The 18,314-nt window shown below is 64.6% G+C and carries 15 protein-coding genes, 1 tRNA gene and 1 other RNA gene; 8 read left to right on the forward strand and 9 right to left on the reverse strand.

What is annotated here, in order from left to right; translation table 11 throughout:
* Positions 1 to 167 precede the first annotated feature (167 nt).
* Positions 168 to 3,641: a bifunctional proline dehydrogenase/L-glutamate gamma-semialdehyde dehydrogenase gene (locus ACR30Z_RS15085; RefSeq protein ID WP_434373331.1), complete on the reverse strand. Its 3,474-nt coding sequence runs from the start codon at positions 3,639 to 3,641 to the stop codon at positions 168 to 170.
* A gap of 123 nt (positions 3,642 to 3,764) precedes the next feature.
* On the opposite strand from ACR30Z_RS15085, the gene ACR30Z_RS15090 reads away from it, so the two are divergent.
* The gene (locus tag ACR30Z_RS15090) at positions 3,765 to 4,694 is read left to right on the forward strand and encodes a LysR substrate-binding domain-containing protein (RefSeq protein WP_144650395.1); all 930 of its coding nucleotides are present in this window, start codon (positions 3,765 to 3,767) and stop codon (positions 4,692 to 4,694) included.
* 63 nt (positions 4,695 to 4,757) lie between these two features.
* Here ACR30Z_RS15090 and ACR30Z_RS15095 read toward each other — a convergent pair.
* Positions 4,758 to 4,842 (reverse strand) — tRNA-Ser (locus tag ACR30Z_RS15095).
* Between the two features lie 304 nt (positions 4,843 to 5,146).
* On the opposite strand from ACR30Z_RS15095, the gene ACR30Z_RS15100 reads away from it, so the two are divergent.
* Positions 5,147 to 5,470 carry a hypothetical protein gene (locus ACR30Z_RS15100; protein WP_434373332.1) on the forward strand — a complete coding sequence of 108 codons (324 nt, stop codon included), beginning with the start codon at positions 5,147 to 5,149 and terminating at the stop codon, positions 5,468 to 5,470.
* 13 nt (positions 5,471 to 5,483) lie between these two features.
* On the opposite strand, the gene ACR30Z_RS15105 is transcribed toward ACR30Z_RS15100, so the two are convergent.
* Positions 5,484 to 5,972 (reverse strand): hypothetical protein, encoded by a 489-nt coding sequence (locus tag ACR30Z_RS15105; protein ID WP_144650152.1) that lies wholly within the window; start codon positions 5,970 to 5,972, stop codon positions 5,484 to 5,486.
* Between the two features lie 465 nt (positions 5,973 to 6,437).
* Here ACR30Z_RS15105 and ffs point away from each other — a divergent pair.
* The 4 genes from ffs to ACR30Z_RS15125 all read left to right on the forward strand — a co-directional run bounded on the left by ffs (position 6,438) and on the right by ACR30Z_RS15125 (position 11,137).
* Positions 6,438 to 6,534: signal recognition particle sRNA small type (gene ffs / locus ACR30Z_RS15110), an RNA gene on the forward strand.
* Positions 6,535 to 6,568: 34 nt separating this feature from the next.
* The gene (locus tag ACR30Z_RS15115) at positions 6,569 to 9,823 is read left to right on the forward strand and encodes a DNA polymerase III subunit gamma and tau (RefSeq protein WP_434373334.1); all 3,255 of its coding nucleotides are present in this window, start codon (positions 6,569 to 6,571) and stop codon (positions 9,821 to 9,823) included.
* A gap of 33 nt (positions 9,824 to 9,856) precedes the next feature.
* Positions 9,857 to 10,456 carry a recombination mediator RecR gene (gene recR / locus ACR30Z_RS15120; RefSeq protein WP_144650148.1) on the forward strand — a complete coding sequence of 200 codons (600 nt, stop codon included), beginning with the start codon at positions 9,857 to 9,859 and terminating at the stop codon, positions 10,454 to 10,456.
* A gap of 36 nt (positions 10,457 to 10,492) precedes the next feature.
* The gene (locus ACR30Z_RS15125; protein ID WP_434373336.1) at positions 10,493 to 11,137 is read left to right on the forward strand and encodes a dihydrofolate reductase family protein; all 645 of its coding nucleotides are present in this window, start codon (positions 10,493 to 10,495) and stop codon (positions 11,135 to 11,137) included.
* On the opposite strand, the gene ACR30Z_RS15130 is transcribed toward ACR30Z_RS15125, so the two are convergent.
* Positions 11,079 to 12,173 (reverse strand): hypothetical protein, encoded by a 1,095-nt coding sequence (locus ACR30Z_RS15130; protein ID WP_434373387.1) that lies wholly within the window; start codon positions 12,171 to 12,173, stop codon positions 11,079 to 11,081. The two genes, ACR30Z_RS15125 and ACR30Z_RS15130, sit on opposite strands and share 59 nt — an antisense overlap.
* An 88-nt stretch (positions 12,174 to 12,261) precedes the next feature.
* On the opposite strand from ACR30Z_RS15130, the gene ACR30Z_RS15135 reads away from it, so the two are divergent.
* Both ACR30Z_RS15135 and ACR30Z_RS15140 read left to right on the forward strand, forming a co-directional pair.
* Positions 12,262 to 12,786: a DUF427 domain-containing protein gene (locus ACR30Z_RS15135; protein WP_434373338.1), complete on the forward strand. Its 525-nt coding sequence runs from the start codon at positions 12,262 to 12,264 to the stop codon at positions 12,784 to 12,786.
* A gap of 157 nt (positions 12,787 to 12,943) precedes the next feature.
* On the forward strand, positions 12,944 to 14,290 hold the full coding sequence (locus ACR30Z_RS15140; protein WP_062069961.1) for an aspartate kinase: 1,347 nt from the start codon (positions 12,944 to 12,946) through the stop codon (positions 14,288 to 14,290).
* Between the two features lie 57 nt (positions 14,291 to 14,347).
* Here the strand turns inward: ACR30Z_RS15140 and ACR30Z_RS15145 are convergent, their stop codons facing one another.
* From ACR30Z_RS15145 to ACR30Z_RS15165, 5 genes are all read right to left on the reverse strand, one after another.
* A complete protein-coding gene (locus ACR30Z_RS15145) occupies positions 14,348 to 15,595 on the reverse strand; it encodes a Dyp-type peroxidase (RefSeq protein ID WP_434373340.1) in 1,248 nt (415 codons plus the stop codon).
* A 10-nt stretch (positions 15,596 to 15,605) separates the two neighbouring features.
* A complete protein-coding gene (locus tag ACR30Z_RS15150) occupies positions 15,606 to 16,133 on the reverse strand; it encodes a copper chaperone PCu(A)C (RefSeq protein WP_434373341.1) in 528 nt (175 codons plus the stop codon).
* Between the two features lie 104 nt (positions 16,134 to 16,237).
* Positions 16,238 to 16,774: a copper resistance CopC family protein gene (locus tag ACR30Z_RS15155; RefSeq protein WP_434373342.1), complete on the reverse strand. Its 537-nt coding sequence runs from the start codon at positions 16,772 to 16,774 to the stop codon at positions 16,238 to 16,240.
* Between the two features lie 163 nt (positions 16,775 to 16,937).
* Positions 16,938 to 17,573, reverse strand: a complete 636-nt coding sequence (locus tag ACR30Z_RS15160) for a hypothetical protein (RefSeq protein WP_434373344.1) — start codon at positions 17,571 to 17,573, stop codon at positions 16,938 to 16,940.
* Between the two features lie 88 nt (positions 17,574 to 17,661).
* Positions 17,662 to 18,276, reverse strand: a complete 615-nt coding sequence (locus ACR30Z_RS15165; protein WP_434373346.1) for a TetR/AcrR family transcriptional regulator — start codon at positions 18,274 to 18,276, stop codon at positions 17,662 to 17,664.
* Positions 18,277 to 18,314 lie beyond the last annotated feature (38 nt).

Consider the following 18,314-nt stretch of genomic DNA (forward strand, 5'->3'; position numbering starts at 1 on the left):
TGCCACCACCCACATTGGCTTCAACGGCACCGTGGACACGCCGCAATCCGCCATGTGTCGTGTTGAGGACTGGTCAAAGGGGGTGGTGAAGGTACGGGCTGGCCAAAAGCGAAGAGCCGGGCAGGACGGTGGGAATCCGTCCTGCCCGGCTCTTCCGGCGCACGAAACTAGATCAGGTGGTCCGACAGGTGGTTCGGAGTGCCGAAGCGGTGCGCCGTGATGGACACGGCCTGCTCGCGGAGGAACGGCAGCATCTCGATGCGGCCTGCCTGGGTGACGGCGCCGTGGTACACCGCAACATCCGGACGGCCACCCATCGCTGCGCTCAGCGCGGCGAAGTCGCCACCGATCAGGCGGATCCGACCGGCGTCGAAGTTGGCCGCCCGGGCCAGCCACGCGGCGTCGTCCTCGATCCGGACGCTGACGCCAAGGTTCGCGAACACGGTCACCACTGCATCAGGAAGCACGACGGCGGAGCTCACCGTGAGCGCCGAGCCAGCCACTGCACCGGCTGCTACGACGCGCAGCAGCTCAGTGAGCCGCTCGCCTTCGGAGAGGCGGATGGTGACGGGGAGGGAGCGGTAGCGGAAAACGTTGCGCTCTGCGGAGAGGGCGGAGACGTCCTTGCGCGTGCCGAACTCGGATTCCCATGCTGCGGCGTCGCTGAAGAGTGCCTGCTGGAGGGTCTGGAGTTCCTCGGCGGTCACGTCAGCGGACTGTGCGGCGGCCAAAATCCGTGCGGCAGCGCCTTGAAGTACGGTGCCGCGCTTGGCCTTGGCTTCAGCCGGGAGCCAGCTGCCCAGGCCGATCAGGTAGTTGGGTCCACCGGCCTTGGTTCCGGCGCCAACTGCCGACTTCTTCCAGCCACCGAACGGCTGGCGCTGGACGATCGCGCCGGTGATACCGCGGTTGACGTAAAGGTTTCCGGCCTGAATGGTGTCCAGCCAGACGCCCATTTCAGCGGAGTCCAGGGAGTGCAGGCCTGCCGTGAGGCCGTACTCGATCTCGTTCTGGATGGCGATGGCTTCTTCGAGGGTTTCTGCGGTCATGACACCCAGCACTGGGCCGAAGAACTCGGTCAGGTGGAAGTAGGAGCCACGCTTGACGCCCGAACGGATGCCCGGGGACCACAAACGGCCGGTCTCATCGAGGCGTTCGGGCTTGATGGCCCAGGTTTCGCCGTCGCCCAGGGTGGTGAGGGCGTTCAGGAGCTTGCCGTTGGCGGCTTCGATGATCGGCCCCATCTGGGTGGTGGCGTCCTCCGGGTAGCCGACGGTCAGCGAGCGGGCGGCGTCGATCAGCTGGTTGTGGAAGCGTGCGCTCTTGGCGACCGAACCCACCAGGATCACCAGCGAGGCAGCCGAGCACTTCTGGCCGGCATGACCGAAGGCCGAGTACACGACGTCCTTGGCAGCGAGGTCCAGGTCAGCACTCGGGGTCACGATGATGGCGTTCTTGCCGGAGGTCTCCGCGAGCAGCGGCAGGTCCTGGCGGAAGGAACGGAACAGCTCAGCCGTTTCGTAGCCACCCGTGAGGATCACACGGTCAACGCTCGGGTGCGAAACCAGCTGGGTGCCCAGTTCACGCTCTTCGAGCTGCACCAGTGCCAGCACTTCACGCGGCACACCGGCTTCCCACAGCGCATCCACCATGACCGAACCGGAACGGCGGGCCTGCTTTGCAGGCTTGATCACGACGGCGGAACCTGAGGCGAGCGCTGCGAGCGTCGAGCCTGCGGGGATCGCCACCGGGAAGTTCCACGGCGGGGTCACCACGGTGAGGTTGGCTGGGACGAACGTGGCGCCGTCGACCGTTTCCAGGTCCTTGGCGCGCTCTGCGTAGTAGTGCGCGAAGTCGATTGCTTCGCTGACTTCGGGGTCGCCTTGGTCGATGGTCTTGCCAGTTTCGGACGCCATGACCTCAAGAAGCTCAGCGCGGCGGGCTTCGAGGACCTCACCGGCGCGGTGCAGGATGGCGGCACGCTCGGCAGCGGGGCGGGCACCCCAGGCCTTGCCGTGGTCCACCGCGGTGGCGATGATGCGGTCCAACTCGGCGGCGTCGGAGACCTTGGTGGACTCGACGATCTTGTTGCCGGCGGTGGAACCGGGGATGCGGCTGAGGATGTCGCGGCCCCAGGCACGGTTGGCCGGGAGCGCCGGGTCCGTGTCAGGGGTGTTACTGAAGCCCTCGAGCGGTGCGGGCTCGGCGGGGAGGCGACGGTCCTGCTTGCGGTTGGGGCCGGGAACTTCGGCCGTCATGCCGGCCAGGGAGTCCAGGAAGCGCTGCTGTTCACGCTGGAACAGGGCTTCGTTTTCGCTCAGCTCAAAGACCGCGGACATGAAGTTTTCCTGGCTAGCGCCTTCTTCGAGGCGGCGGATCAGGTAGGCGATGGCGACGTCGAACTCACCCGGGTGGACTACCGGTGTGTAGAGCAGGAGGCTGCCGACATCCTTGCGGACCGCAGTGGCCTGGCCGGTTGCCATGCCCAGGAGCATTTCGAACTCGATTGCTTTCTGTTCCGGCCCGGCAATCCCGCGCTGCTTGGCGAGGAGCCAGGCGAAAGCGACGTCGAAGAGGTTGTGGCCGGCGACGCCGATGCGGACGGCGTCAACGTGCTCCGGTGTCAGGGCGTAGTTGATGACGTTTTTGTAGCTGGTGTCCGAGTCCTGCTTGGTGCCCCAGGTGGCCAGCGGCCAGTCGTGCAGCGAGGCTTCAACCTGCTCCATGGGCAGGTTGGCGCCCTTGACTACACGTACCTTGATGGGAGCGCCACCGTTTGCGCGGCGGGCTGTGGCCCATTCCTGCAGTTCCTGCATGGCGCCGAGGGCGTCCGGGAGGTAGGCCTGGAGGACGATGCCGGCTTCCAGGTTCTTGAACTCGGGCATGTCCAGGATGCGCTTGAACACCGCGATGGTCATGCTGAGGTCCTTGTACTCCTCCATGTCCAGGTTGATGAACTTGGGCTTGGGGAAGGACGCTGCGAGGCGGTAGAGCGGGGTGAGCTTCTCAACGACGTGGTCGACGGCTTCGTCGAAGGCCCACGGGGAGTGCGGAGCCACGGTGGAGGATTCCTTGATGGAGACGTAGTCCACATCCTCGCGGGCCAGGAGCTTGAGGGTGCCTTCCAGTCGGCGCTGCGCTTCGTGCTCGCCCAGGACTGCTTCGCCGAGGAGGTTCACGTTCAGGTGCACGCCGTCCTGGCGGATCTTGGCGATGGCCGGACCGAGCTTGGCGTCGGTGGCGTCAACGATCAAGTGGCCCACCATCTCGCGGAGCACGCGACGGGCGATCGGGATGACGACCTGCGGGACGATCGGGGCCATGACGCCACCCACGCGCACAGCGCTGCGCATGTACCACGGGAGGAACTTGGGCACCTTCGGAGCCAGCTCGGCGAGTTTACGGCCGGCGACGGACAGGTCCTCAGGGCGGATGACGCCGTCGACGAATCCAACCGTGAAGTCAAGGCCGTTCGGGTCCTTCAGGACGCCGGCGAGTCGCTGGGCGGAGACATCCACGGGGATCTTGCCGGCTTCGGTAAGCCAATGGCGGACCAAGGCGATGGCTTCCTGAGCCAAAGCATCGAACTGCCCGGAATCCTGGGTGCGCGGGGCGGTGGCATCCGGGAGGGTGCTGGTCATGGGGGCTCCTTCTGAGACGGAGAAGTTTGTTTGTTTCCATCAGTATGGATCTACAATCTCATTAGGAAAAGCGATCTTTTCTGACGAATATTGATTACCCATCCCGAACCTTTGGAGGCCGCCTTGCTGGATGTCCGCAGGCTGCGTTTGCTGCACGAATTGAAGATCCGCGGGACCCTCGCGGAAGTGGCCGATGCCATGCAGTACAGCCCTTCATCGGTATCCCAGCAATTGACCTTGCTGGAAAAGGAAGCCGGCGTTGAATTGCTGCGAAAAGCCGGCCGACGGGTCCAGCTCACACCCCAAGCCGAGATCCTCGTGGCGCACACCGCTGCGCTGCTGGAGACTTTGGAACGGGCTGAAACCGAGCTCGCGGCTTCGCTTTCCATGGTCACCGGAACGGTGCGTTTGGCTGTGTTCCAATCCGCTGCGTTGGCACTCCTTCCGGACTTCCTCAGCATCATGCGCCAGGAGTACCCCGAGGTGCGGGTGGAAATGACCCAGCGTGAGCCGGAGACCGCCCTTTATGAAACCTGGGCGCGGGACTTCGACCTGGTGGTGGCCGAGCAATACCCGGGCCACGCGGCCCCGCACCACAGCGGCCTGGACCGGGTCATCCTCACCAGCGACGCCATCCGGCTGGCGACTCCCCCAGTGGGACTTGGCGGAGAGTCAGTGACCACCCTCGCGGACACGGCGTCCATGCCGTGGGTCATGGAGCCGCGCGGCGCCGCATCCCGACATTGGGCCGAGCAGGCCTGCCGGTCCGCGGGCTTCGAACCGGACGTGCGATACGAGACCGCCGACCTCCAAGCACAGATCCGGCTCATCGAATCCGGAAACGCTGTGGCCCTCATGCCGGACCTCGTCTGGACCGGCCGGACCCGCACCGTCCAGTTGCTGGATCTCCCGGGCCTGCCCAAGCGGACCGTTTTCACGTCCACCAGGACAGCCGGCCGCATCCACCCAGCCACGGCAGCTTGCCGCGAAGTGCTGGAACGCGTGGCAGAGGCGCAGCAGTTGGATGCGGAGCAGCAAGCCGACGCCGAGTAGACAAGCTCAGCCGACGTATCCCAGGAACGCAAAAGGCCCCAGTCCGAGGACTGGGGCCAAACGCGGAGAATGGGGGATTTGAACCCCCGAGGGCGTTAACCCAACACGCGTTCCAGGCGTGCGCCATAGGCCGCTAGGCGAATTCTCCTTGCTTCCGATTCGAAAGCAGATACTACTGTACCTGAGAATTTCGGCATCGTGTAATCGGGCAGAATTGCCCCCTCACAGCGGCTGCGGGCAATAGCTGCTTAACGGAAAAATGGACGCCCCCAACGCGCCCATTCTTGCGGTACCACCGTTGAGCTACCGGGTCCGGCCCCTCGCTCCCAGGCCCCGCAGCTCACAACCTTGAGATTGCCCCAATCGGTGTACATACCCATGGTCCGCTGCGGCCCACGGATTTGCAATGGTGCGGGCTGCTTAATGGCCAAAGTTACTGACAAGATGTCCCCATGACGCAGCTCCATGCCTTGGTGGTTTACGTCCCCGAGACGCATATCGAAGAGGTTCTCCTGGCAATCGGCAACGCCGGCGCGGGACGAATCGGCAACTACTCCCACTGCTTCTACACTTCTCCCGGCACAGGCCGGTTCACTCCCCAGCCCGGCGCGCAGCCCTTCGTGGGAGCGGTCGGCATCGAGGAACAGGTGCCCGAAACCCGGGTTGAGTGCGTGGTTGAGGAAGCAGCGCTCGACGGCGTGGTGCTGGCCCTGCGGGCGGCGCACCCTTACGAGGAACCGGCCTTCATGACGTGGCCGGTGTACGGCTGGCGGTGATTCGGGGAATCCACTAGGCGAAGATGGGCAGTCGCCCAGCGGCCAACTCACCATTGACGACTGCGATCTCATCAGCCGACAAGAGGCTGACATCCTCGTCAACGGGGTGATTCGAGGCCACAGCCCAGTCCACAACATCGGACCAACACCACAAAAAGACCCCCGCTTGGATCGCCGGACGGGGAAAGGGGAAGCCGGCCTGGCGCAGTCCTGCTGTCCAATGGGTCACGGCCTGCCTCGTCGCCCCCAACCGCTCTGCGATCTCGCTTCGAGTGACATAGTCGAAATCGACGGATCGGACTTTGCCACCCAGTTCCACCACACGGGCAACAAGGCGCAGGGCAGCCTTCCGGCCGTTGGGCGCTGCTTGAAGCAAGGTCACATACGGAACGCCTGCAAAGCGGGAAACAATGCCGCCAAGTTCCGCCACCAACAGGTCTTCGATCTCGTCCGGAAGTTCCTCGAGCCTTAGCCTCACTTCGAATGTTTGCTCGATGCTCATGACCTCAGGATATCACCGGTTGTTGACAAGTGACAACAACTAACTCCTCCCTCTCAGCAGATCGTGCTGCCCAGGACATCGCCGGGCATCACGCAGCAGGATTTTCGCCCGCTGTGTAGCATTCCTGGGCGTGCCATCCACCCTCAACTGCGCACCCTCCGGCCCGCAGGGACAATACAAATAAAACTTGTGCCCTTGCCTGCGCAGCCTCCAACCCACCGCCACCAATGCTCGAACCGCCGCCAGCACGTCCTTGTGAATCTCGTTGGAGGCGTCGGCCACATCCAACCAATCGCCGTTACCCATGGCACCCCACAGCCGCAAACCTCCCCGCTAACCGTCGTCGTTGACTATGGGTTTACCACCTGGCTCCGACAGGAAGGTGACCCAACCACCCGCCGTCGAGCGTTATCCACAGCCGTCCGCACCGATTCGAACCCCGCACCAAGTTCGGGTAAGCTTATCGACGGCCCCTCATGTGGCGTCATCCTGTTGAACTCCCCCAGGACCGGAAGGTAGCAAGGGTAGATGGGCTCTGGCGGGTGCATGAGGGGTCACTTACTTTAACTGTCAGTCCCTATAGGTAGGTTTCACTTGTGACTGTTACAACTGCCCTGTATCGAAGGTATCGCCCGGACTCTTTCGCGGACGTTATCGGGCAGGAACACGTCACAGAGCCCCTGATGACGGCGCTCCGGAAGAACCGCGTGAACCACGCCTACCTCTTCTCCGGTCCCCGCGGCTGCGGCAAGACCACGTCGGCGCGCATCCTTGCACGGTGCCTGAACTGCGCCGAGGGCCCCACTGACACACCATGCGGCAAGTGCCCCAGCTGCATCGAACTCGCCCGCGGCGGCTCCGGCTCCCTGGATGTCATTGAGATCGACGCAGCCAGCCACGGCGGCGTGGACGACGCCCGCGATCTCCGCGAGCGCGCAACCTTCGCCCCGGTACGGGACCGCTACAAGATCTTCATCATTGACGAAGCCCACATGGTCACCTCGGCCGGCTTTAACGCGCTCCTCAAGATCGTCGAAGAGCCGCCGGAACACATCAAGTTCATCTTTGCCACCACGGAGCCTGACAAGGTCATCGGCACCATCCGCTCACGCACGCACCACTACCCCTTCCGGTTGGTGCCGCCCGAGCCGCTCATGCAGTACCTCGAGCTGCTCTGCCAGCAGGAGAACGTTCCGGTGGCACCCGGCGTGCTGTCACTGGTTATTCGTGCCGGTGGTGGTTCCGTTCGCGACACACTGTCCGTCCTGGACCAGCTCATGGCAGGCGCCGGACCCAATGGCCTGGACTACGAGCTCGCAGTGGCGCTGCTCGGCTACACCCACGCTTCATTGCTGGATGACATCGTCGACGCCGTTGCTGCCGCCGACGCCGCCACAGTTTTCCGCGCCGTGGACCGTGTCATCCAGACGGGCCACGACCCCCGGCGCTTCGTTGAGGACCTGCTGGAACGCTTCCGAGACCTCATCATCGTGCAGGCGATGCCGGAAAGCGCCCAAGCCATCCTCCGGGGCATGCCCGCGGACCAGATAGCCCGTATGCGGAACCAGGCAACCAACCTGGGCGCAGCCGAGCTGTCCCGGGCGGCGGATGTCACCAACACCGCGCTCACGGAAATGACGGGCGCCACCTCGCCCCGGCTCCACCTTGAGCTGCTGTGCGCGCGCATCCTGCTGCCCAGCGCTGAACAGACCGAGCGCGGCATCGCGGCGCGCATCGACCGCGTGGAACGCCGCCTGAATTACACCGGCGACGGCGGAACACCGGCTGTTGCTGCAGGCACGCCTATAGCTGCGGCTGCTTCGGCTGTTTCGCCTACGGCCGCGCCCGTTACACAGCCGGCCCCGGCCCCCACGGCTTCTCCCGCACCTGCAACTGAGCCCGCAGCAGTGGAGCAGGCCCCTGCGGCTTCGGTCCCTGCGGCTTCAGTCCCTGCCGTTCCGGAACCATCCACTGCAGCTGGTCCGCGCGATGCCATCTCGGCACCGAGGGTGTCCACCAACGATTGGCCCGTGGAGGAACGTCCGGCCTCCGGTCGCGCAGCCCAGGCTCCGCCGGCCCCGGCTGCTCCGAGTGCTGGGGCTGCTCCGGGTGCTGCGGCTGCTTCCAGCCCGGCACAAACCCCGCAGCCTGAGCCTGTCCAAGCGCCTGCCTCCGCAGCGCCGCAGGCACAGCCATCCCAAGCAACGCCCCCGGCAGCGCCGTCTCAGGCAGCACCGTCTCAGGCAGCACCGGCTCCGAGTGCCGGAGGCAGCGGGGATGTCGAGGCCCTTCGCCGGGCATGGCCGGATGTGCTCCAAACGCTGACCAAGATCAAGCGCAGCACGTGGGCCCTTGTAGAACCCAACGCCCAAGTTGCCCAGTTCGACGGTCAGGTACTGACCCTCGCATTCACCACCGGCGGCCTTGCTGGCGCCTTTGGACGCGCTGACCATTCCGAGAACCTTCGCCAGGCAATCCACAAGACCATCGGCATCGACTGCCAGATCGTCGCAGTGGCCGGCGGCAACAGCTCAGCGAGCTCTGAGCCAAACCCAAAAGCGCCTACTAGCCGGGAGAGTCCGGCTGCTTCAACGCCAATGGGCGCCCCGGCACCGGCAGGCACGACTACACCGGCGGGCGGACCCGCTGCGGCCATGCAGTCACCGGCCGCGTCGACGACGGCACCGACACCGGTGTCTTCGGTCGACTCGGCATGGGGCCTCGCACCAGCCGGCCCTGCCTCGGCGACCGTTCCATCGGCAAGCCCTCAGGCGGGCACAACTGCGTCCTCGGCGCCATCCCGTGCAGCTGACGTGGCTCCGGCAGAGAAGCCCCAGCCACCGGCGACCCCCATCCCGGCAGCAGCATCAGTTCCTGCCCCTGCGGTGCCCGCTCAGGCAGCCACCCCGCCCCAGGGCCCCGCTCCGAGCCCGGCCCCCGCTCCTGCCCCGGCAGTGCCCGCGGTCGTCGAGACCGTCGCCTCCTCCGCAGGCGAGTACTCCTACCCTGACGACGACTGGGGCCCGCCCCTGGACGAAGATGCCCCTCCCCTGGACGAAGAGCCGCCGGCTGATTGGGAGCCCCCCTACAGCCGCCAGGAAGGACCCCGGAGCAACCCACAGGCAGCCCCGGCGACCCCTGCAACACCGGCACCGGCACCGGCACCAGTATCCGCGCCCGGACGCAGCGCCGCGCCTCTTGCCACCACGGCACACGCCCCCTCGGATGACCCGTGGTCCCGCGCTGTGGAACAAGCTCCGGGCACATGGGTGGTTGGCACGGAATCCAACGTCGGCAAGCAACCGCAGGCAGCTGAAGAAGCCGTCGTTCCAGCAACGGACACCCCGGACTATGAGCCGGCCGCGGCACAGGTCCCGGAGCCGACCCCCGCCGCATCGTACGGTCACCCAACCAACGCCGACGAGAACCCAAGCTCCAGCTGGGACGTCGCACCGGCGTCGAACTGGCCGGGAACTCAGGCGTCCAGCGCGGCCGCTTCGGGTGCACCGGCCGCCGGCAGCATCCCCACGTGGCCGTCGTTGGCGACGCAACCTGAGGAAGCACGCGGTTCCGTAGCGACGCTCGAAGACGACGCGCCGTCGGGCAATCCGAACGGACGCCAGAGCCTGTACCAACGGCTCACAAACAGCCCCGAAGCCCAGGCAGGACGTGTGCAGGCGCCTGTTCGGACGCAGGCAGCCCCAGCCGCCACGCCGGAGGACATTCCGAGTCCCGAGGACGAAACCATCGAGGAATCGAGGGTCTTTGGGCGCGCTGCGGTGGAGCGTATTCTGGGCGGAAAGCTGATCGAAGAGCGCGCCTTGGACGGTTCTCCCCTGCAAACCCGCTGATCCCGGCATTGATTTCAAACAAACGAGGACATTGTGTACGAAGGTGCAGTTCAAGAGCTGATTGACGAGCTCGGCCGGCTTCCCGGCGTGGGCCCCAAGTCAGCGCAGCGCCTGGCGTTCCACATCCTGGAGGCCGACCCCGAGGACATGAAGCGCCTGGTCACGGCTATCACCACGGTCAAGGAACGCGTGAAGTTCTGCTCCGTCTGCTTCAACGTCACCGAGCAGGAAACATGCAACATCTGCCGTGACCCCCGTCGGGATCCCTCCGTGATCTGCGTGGTCGAAGAGTCCAAAGATGTGCTGGCTGTGGAACGGACCCGTTCCTTCCGCGGCCGGTACCACGTGCTGGGCGGCGCCATCAATCCCATTGCGGGGGTCGGCCCCGAGCAGTTGCGCATCCGCGAACTCCTGACGCGGCTCAACGACGGCGCCATCCAGGAAATCATCATCGCCACGGACCCCAACCTGGAAGGTGAGGCCACGGCCACCTACCTGGCCCGCATGCTCAAATCCATCGGGATCACGGTGACGCGGCTGGCGTCCGGCTTGCCCGTCGGTGGAGACCTTGAGTATGCCGATGAGGTCACCCTGGGACGCGCCTTCGAAGGCCGGCGCAACGCCCTGTTGTAATCTCGCAACCACAACATCAACCGTGATTGGGGTCCCGTGCGAGAACTTGTCTACTACGTTGCCGTCAGCCTGGACGGCTACATTGCCGGACCGGGAGGCGAGTTCGACGCTTTTCCCGTGGAGGGCGATCATATGGCAGCCCAAAATGAACGCTTTTCCGATGCCATCCCCACGGTCATTGCCGACGCCATGGGCATCAAGAGCACTGGGACCATGTTCGACACCGTGCTCATGGGGTGGAACACCTACGCTGTAGGACTGCCAGTGGGCATGACCAGCCCGTATCAACACCTCCGCCAAGTGGTGTTCTCCCGGACAAAGTCCGAGGCTGACATCCCGGGCGAACATCCAAACCTGACGTTGACTTCCGAGGACCCTGTGGAGGTAGTGCGACGGTTGAAGTCGGAGCCTGGCCGGTCGATCTGGCTCTGTGGTGGCGGAGAGCTGGCCACACAGCTGGCGAATGAAATCGACAGGCTTGTGCTCAAACGCAGCCCGCTGCTCTTTGGCGACGGGATTCCGCTCTTTGCACCCGGCACCTACCAGCCACGTGCTTTCGACGAGGCAGGCACCACGGCCTTCGACTCGGGCGTAGTGATCTCCGAGTATGTGCGGCGGAACCCTAGCCGGACCGCGATCCAGCAGCCAGCCTCCGGGACGCCAGCCAGCGCCCCGGAATAACCACCACCGCAGCCACCAGCCCCTGCAGCGCCAAGCCAGTCAGAGCCACCGGCATCGCGGGGGCTTGCCCGTCGCTTGATTCGCCTCCCAGGCATGGGACTTCGCGGGACGGCCCATCGGCAGCCCACTGAAGTCCGGCCAACAGCCAGCCCACGTCATTGTCAGTGGACACGAACTCGGCACCGACACTGCCCAGCAGCAGAGCGGGGTTGGACGCCGCCAACCAGGCAACCCGTTCCGTGTGTGCCACCTCCACGGGGCGAAGATCGCCCACGCACAGGTAGGAGGTAACCCTTCCGGAGTCGTCCCGTTGCACATTCACGGGCACGGAAGCCTGGTCCATTTCCGTGGTCCCGGGTAGCAATAGGAGGGTGACGGCCACGTTGCCGAAGCAGAGGAAGGTTACCAGCACCGTAGCCAGTGCAACACCGGCCGCAGCGCTTGCGAACCACGCCCTCGATCCAGCACCGATCAGCCCGAACACTGCTGCTTCAAGCACAATCACAACGACGGCGGCACCGGCCAACGCGATCGGCCCGCCGACGCTGAAGCCCACCGCAAACAAGGCACTGCAGGCTAACGCGGCCAAGGCCACGCCCCGCATGGCTCCTGCGAGCAGCAGCTCCAGGACACTTCCTCCCGCATGGCGGAATCCCCAGCCGGTTCCCAGCACGGCTGCGGCCAATGCCAGGATCGCGGCCATGATCAACAAGACGGCGCCCGGCACGCTCCGTTCGAACCACCCGTTGGAATCAGCCCACGCAACCACCACCGCAGCCAACCCCCAAGACAGGGCTACTCCTGCGGCGCAGGCGAGCCAAAACCACCAGGAAGTGAAGGAGTTCCGGGCGCTCTGCCATGCCGCACCAGCGGCAGTCCTGAAGACCGCACCGGGATGCGTTCGCGAATCCGAGCCTGCCCGTGGAGTATCAGCCATCCGCCGTTGGTCATCGATCATCCCGCCACCGATGACCTCATATTCGGGCTCATTCCCTCCCGGCCCAGAGCCACCTGGACGGTCAGGGACGCCGGCCATTGCCACACGCAATCCTCATGATGTGGATGGTACGCCGGGCGGGCCGGCACCAACATCCATTCCGGGGAGAAGGTGGCACCATGGAGTCATGGTTTCCCTTTCCGGTTTCCCACGTTCCAAGCGGCCGCACCGAATCCCTCCCGAGTCTGGACAGGAATCAGTGTGGGACTATCCGCGGCCGCCGCGGGTGGAGGCCCGTTCGGAGAGGATCCTGGTGCGGCTGGGTGGTCATGTCATTGCTGACACCGTGGATTCAGTGCGTGTCCTGGAGACAAGTCATCCGCCCGTCTATTACCTGCCGTTCGATGCCTTTGCGCCCGGGGTGCTCGTCCCCGTGGACGGAGCCACCTTCTGCGAATACAAGGGCATGGCCGGGTATTTCGATGTAGCAGCAGGCGGGTTGGTGGCTTCCCGTGCCGGGTGGACGTACCCGGAACCCAGCCGCGGTTTCGAAGCACTACGGATCCGGGTGGCCCTCTATCCCGGCCGGATGGACTCCTGCGAGGTGGACGGCGAGCAGGTAACGCCTCAGGACGGCAACTTCTACGGCGGCTGGATTACGCGGAACATCGTGGGCCCTTTCAAGGGCGCTCCGAACACTGCCGGGTGGTGAGCTCCCCCGGCCGCTGTCTGTGTGGCCGCCATATGGTCACAATTCCTGCCAGCACTCCACGCGGCGATAAACTGGGCAAATAAGCTACGCAGGCGTGCTCCAATTTGGAATCCAGCATGCCGCGTTCGAACCCTATTGATGCAGTGAGGGTGCGCGCATGACTATGCCCACTACCGAAGTGAAGATCGAAGAGCTCTCCAACGAGGCTGCCATTACCAAGCAGCTGATCGTTCAGAAGTTCGGCGGTTCCTCGGTTGCAGATGCTGATGGCATCAAACGGGTCGCACAGCGCGTCGTGGATGCGCAGAAGGCCGGCAACGAGGTTGTGGTTGTTGTTTCCGCGATGGGCGACACCACCGATGAACTCCTGGATCTGGCGAGTCAGGTCACGGACTCCGCTCCCGCCCGCGAGATGGACATGCTGTTGTCCGCCGGCGAGCGAATTTCCATGGCCCTCCTTGCCATGGCCATCAACAAGTTCGGCGCCTCCGCGCAGTCCTTCACGGGCTCCCAGGCCGGCATGATTACCGACGGTATCCACGGCAAGGCGCGAATTATCGACGTCGACCCCCACCGAATCCGCACTGCCTTGGACAAGGGTCACATTGCGATCGTGGCGGGCTTCCAGGGCATGAGCCGCATCACCAACGAGATCACCACCTTGGGCCGCGGCGGTTCGGATACCACAGCCGTTGCTTTGGCTGCTGCCCTTGAAGCCGATGTGTGCGAGATTTACACCGACGTGGATGGCATTTACACCGCGGATCCCCGAGTAGTGTCCTCTGCCCAGAAGATTGACCGCATCTCCAGCGAGGAAATGCTGGAGCTGGCAGCTTCCGGCGCCAAGATCCTGCACCTGCGTTGTGTGGAGTACGCCCGCCGCTTCGGTGTGCCGCTGCACGTCCGTTCGTCATTCAGCCAGAACGAAGGCACCTGGGTCATCCCTGGCGCCGACGAAAAGTTCACGATTCAAGAGGGAGTTGCCTTGGAGCAGCCAATCATCTCCGGCGTTGCACACGACCGGTCCGAAGCCAAGGTCACCGTTGTGGGCGTCCCCGACATCCCCGGCAAGGCTGCCGCGATCTTCCAGGTGATCGCCGACGCACACTCGAACATCGACATGATCGTCCAGAACGTGTCCACCCACGGCACGGGCCGGACGGATATTTCGTTCACGCTGCCCATCGTCGAAGGTGCGGACGCATTGGCAGCCCTGCGTGCTGCGGAGGGCCAGATCGGCTTTGAGAGCATCGAGTACAACGAGCACGTTGGCAAGCTCTCCCTCATCGGCGCAGGCATGCGTTCCCACCCCGGCGTCTCGGCCACCTTCTTCAAGGCACTCTCCGACGCAGGCATCAACATCGATATGATCTCCACCTCGGAAATCCGCATCTCCGTCGTCACCAGTGCCGACGCCCTGGATGACGCCGTTCGCGCCATCCACAATGCGTTCGAGCTCGACGGCGACGCCGAGGCTACTGTTTACGGCGGCACCGGCCGCTAGGCAAGCCGCTACGGCAACATGAAGGACCGGAGCCAGCGCTCCGGTCCTTCATGTGTTTCAGGCGAAAAGCCCTTCGCCGACAAAACCGCCCGGAGCGCATCCCGGCGGAATCGCGAAGACGGCCGAACCCACGGGCGTGGTCCATAGATTCAGCAGGTCCAGCTCGTCGAGGCGGCGCTGGATGGGAACGAACTGCCGGCCGATGTCCGCTTGGTAGGACGCGAAAATCAATCCGGAATCTGACACGCTCCCGGCCCCGGGAACGGAGTCGTAGTTGAAGGCCCGCCGGAAGATCCGCTGGGACGGGTCTTCCGGGCGTGCCCTGCGCAGATGGGCGAAATCGGCTATGACTGGAAACCCGACGGGCGTGACGGCGGCAAAGTCCGGCTCGTCGTGCTCAGCCGTGCCCGTCAATGGAGCGCCGTTCGCCAATTTGCGGCCCACGGACTCTTCCCGTCCGGATCTGTCCAGCTCGTCCCATTTGTCCAGGTCCATGCTGATCCGGCGGATCACCAGGGAGGTTCCGTGGGGTGCCCACGACCCGGTACCGCCGTCGCCATAGACAACCCTCTCAAACTCCGCGCTCCCCGGCGCTGGATTCGATGTGCCATCCACCTGGCCAAAAAGGTTCCTCATGGTGGTTCCGGACTGTTCTGTTCCGTAGGCGCGGCGGAACCCTGTTTGGGCCCAGCGCACCGTGGTGAAACGGCGGCCGTCCTTGAGCAGCATACGCTGCGCATGCGCAACCGAAAGGGGATCGTCGGCGCATATCTGCAGCAACAAGTCCCCGCCGCAGAACTCCGGTACCAACTTGTCGATGGAGAATGCCGGAAGTCCGGATAAGCCGTCCGGGACCGGCACGGTACCCGCAACCCGGAACAGGCCAGGACCAAAGCCGAACGTGACGGTCAGCCGTGCAGGCCGGAGCGCCAATTCGCCCTCTGTATCGGCCAGTGCAGCCTTTCCCTGGGTCAAGTTCGCGGCATCGTCGCTCAGCAGCTTCAGGAGGGACTTGAGCCGCTCAGGCGTTGTCCCTTCCTTCAGGCCCAAGGCAAGGAAGACACCGTGGGCCTGGGCAGCGGTGCCAACGCCCGCCTGCCTGTCACCGTGGAACGGCACAGTCCTGGCACCATTCGCCCCGTCCCCGGAATCACTTGGCAGCAGTGGGACCGGCTTCCCGGCGAGTTGCGTGCCCACGGCGGCCAATGCTCCGACACCCGCGGCAGCACCGCCAAAGAGGAGGTGCCGCCGCCGCACTCCGGCTCCGGGCTTGGGTGTGGTGTTTTCCCGTCCGGGAGTTGCCACAGCTGCTGCCCTACTTGGACGGCGCGGGCGTTGCCGACCCACTGCCTTCGCCCGCCGTGTAGTTCTCATTGGCACCCGAGAAGTCCTTCGCTTGGGCAGTAAAGGTGACCGTCCCGCCGTCGGACGTTTTCAGCTCGAACGTGACCTCGTCACCGGCTTGGACGGGCTTTGTCAGGTCCATGAGCATAATGTGGTTGGCTCCGGGCTCGAGCTTGAGTTCGCCCCGTGCCGGAACAACGAAGCCACCCTGTTTTGCCTGCATTTTCATGGTGCCGTCCGAACCCATCACGGTTTCGTGCAGTTCCACCATGGTGGCCACCGGTGCTGCCGCGCTGACGATGGTCACATCTTTGTCACTCGTGTTCCGAATCGACCCGAAGGCCGCTGACATCCCTGAGTCGGCAGTCTTGATCCACGTGTCACTCACCGTCAATGGCTCGGATGACTGGCTGGGGGAAGCGGACTGGGTGGTGGAGGTCTGTGCGTCGCTTTGTCCGCAACCTGAAAGGGCCAACGAGGCCGCTGCTAGGAGGGACAAAACGGGAAGGATTTTTCTCTTTGTCATAGTGATGCTCTCTCTGAAATGGTGTCCTGCATCGGGCTGAAACAGCTCCGGAACAGGTGGGACGGCAGGTTGGTGACTTAGCCGTCCCGCGGGCTGGACCGGCGTCGGCGCGTGAAGAGTCCCCAGCCCAGGTACAAGGCGAGGCCTGCGACCGCCCCGAGGGCTGCAGCAATCAGCCAATCGGGTACCTGGACCGTGGACGCCATGTCCCCGGATTCGGCCGATCCGGAGGGGACGCCGGAGGTGGCCGTGTTTCCGGGGGCCGTAATGGCGCCGGCTGTGGCGCCGGCCCCCACCAGGAATGAGTAACTGCCGTTGATGGGGTGGCCATCGCTGGATACCACGCGCCACCTGACCTGGTACTCCCCGTCGGGCATGCCCGGGGCGAGCGGTTGGGTCAAGGTCCCGCGGTCCAGGACAGACTCTCCTTGGACCCAGTTGTTTGATGCCGCATCTACGACGCGGACTTCGTGGCCGATGGCCAGTAGCGGGGCACTGAATTTCAGTTCAATGCCCGACGGCGGCGCGTCCAAGCGCTGGCCGGTGGAAGGGGTGGACGAAACCAGTTGGTCGTGGGCGGACGCCGCCGGCGCAGTGGCCAGCCCGAAGGCCATGCACAGCAGTATGACGGCAAGCGTAGGTCCGCTGAGTCCTGGGTTTCGCCATGAAAATTTGCGCAAGATTTGTCTTGCCATGGCTGCTTCCCGCCCCGCGGCCTGTGGCAAAGGTTCGGCAGTCCGTGAAAGGGATCGCCGCCCGTAGCTGGGCTGGCGGGGCTTAAGAGGTGACGAAGGCGCCGGGCGCCTGGGACAGGGCAGGAAGCATCGGTGGTCCACGGTGCCGCATGGTCAGGAACGGAATACCCAGATTCCGCAGCGGGCGGACAGCCCAGTCCGAAGGGATGACGCTGGCCCCGGGTTCCACAGCCAAAGGCTGGATGATCCTCAGGAAAGGAATCAGCCTCAGGCCAAGGGCAGTCAGTAGGCGCACGCCGGTGACCTCGCCGTAGCGGAGGACGGCAATGGTGGCAACGGCTGCGAGACAGTGCCCCAGGCCCATCATGGGAGAGGCATGGTCCAAGGGACCGGAGATTGAAGGAAGCGTGTGTACCGCATGGCCGGCATGCCCTCCGGCGGCGGCCAGCATCCCAACGTCGCGGTGGGATGTCGGATCAAGGCTGTACAGGCCGTGGAAGAGGGCCTGGCTCGTTACCACGGCGGCAGTTAGGCGCCACAGCGACAACACTCTCCCGGCAAGGGCAATGCACACTGGTCCGGAGAGGGCCAAGGACAGCATCAGGACGGGCACCGCTGGCGGGTTTCCTCCTGCCAACGCATGGGAGGCGGCGGCGATGAGGGTAGCGGCGGCGGCGCCGGCCCAAGCGCGCAGGAAACGCGCTTTGCGTGCCGTCATGGTCCCTCCCGCCCTCCGAGGCAGCGTCCAAGCTTGCCCTCATCGCTGATGCAGTAATTCTACGCAGCGTAGAATCTTCTGTGCGGATTCACAAACCGGATAGCTGCGCCGAGCTCCGATCCGTGGGTGCCAACAGGACGTCAATGAGCTGCCGGAGGCCGTCAGCCATATCCACGGACTTGTCGTAGAGCCACTGCAATTGCAGGCCGTCGAAGGCCGCAACGGTCAGCCGGGCCAGCATGACAGCCTCGACGTCGGCACGGACCTCTCCGGAGGCCTGGCGCCGTTCGATGTCAGCGGCGATGTCACGAACCACCGTCTCGTAGCGTTCCTTGAAGTAGCTGTGGGAATCGTGCCCGGGATCGTTGGCCGTTGCTGACGCCACGGCATAGAGCGTGGTCAGGCCAGGCTCGCGTACATTCCGCTCTGCGATGGACGGCATGAGGTTCACACCAACGTCTTCTTGCCCGCTGGCAGTCAGGGACCGCCGGTCACGTTCGGCCAGCACGGCGGTGAGGAGTTCCTGCTTTCCCTTGAAGTAATGGAACAGGGTGGCTTCTTTGACGCCTACCAGTTCGGCCACGCGCTTGAGCGCCGTTCCTTCAAAACCTTCGGTGGCAAAAACATCGGTTGCCGTCTGGATGATCTGTTCGCGGCGTTCCGCTCCCTTGGCGTACTGGCCCCGGGCCCTCGACGTTGACATCCGAACAGTGTATTTCACGGTTCAAAATCGAGCATCAC

This window comes from Paenarthrobacter sp. FR1 (assembly GCF_051106045.1).
Classification (GTDB): Bacteria; Actinomycetota; Actinomycetes; order Actinomycetales; family Micrococcaceae; genus Arthrobacter; species Arthrobacter nitroguajacolicus_A.

What these genes read in the sequence shown, in the direction of transcription:
- ACR30Z_RS15085 (WP_434373331.1), bottom strand. Translation starts at nt 3,641, where the DNA reads ATGACCAGCACCCTCCCGGATGCCACCGCCCCGCGCACCCAGGATTCC.
- ACR30Z_RS15100 (WP_434373332.1), top strand. Translation starts at nt 5,147, where the DNA reads ATGACGCAGCTCCATGCCTTGGTGGTTTACGTCCCCGAGACGCATATC.
- ACR30Z_RS15105 (WP_144650152.1), bottom strand. Translation starts at nt 5,972, where the DNA reads ATGAGCATCGAGCAAACATTCGAAGTGAGGCTAAGGCTCGAGGAACTT.
- ACR30Z_RS15130 (WP_434373387.1), bottom strand. Translation starts at nt 12,173, where the DNA reads ATGGCCGGCGTCCCTGACCGTCCAGGTGGCTCTGGGCCGGGAGGGAAT.
- ACR30Z_RS15135 (WP_434373338.1), top strand. Translation starts at nt 12,262, where the DNA reads ATGGTTTCCCTTTCCGGTTTCCCACGTTCCAAGCGGCCGCACCGAATC.
- ACR30Z_RS15140 (WP_062069961.1), top strand. Translation starts at nt 12,944, where the DNA reads ATGACTATGCCCACTACCGAAGTGAAGATCGAAGAGCTCTCCAACGAG.
- ACR30Z_RS15155 (WP_434373342.1), bottom strand. Translation starts at nt 16,774, where the DNA reads ATGGCCTTCGGGCTGGCCACTGCGCCGGCGGCGTCCGCCCACGACCAA.
- ACR30Z_RS15160 (WP_434373344.1), bottom strand. Translation starts at nt 17,573, where the DNA reads ATGACGGCACGCAAAGCGCGTTTCCTGCGCGCTTGGGCCGGCGCCGCC.
- ACR30Z_RS15165 (WP_434373346.1), bottom strand. Translation starts at nt 18,276, where the DNA reads ATGTCAACGTCGAGGGCCCGGGGCCAGTACGCCAAGGGAGCGGAACGC.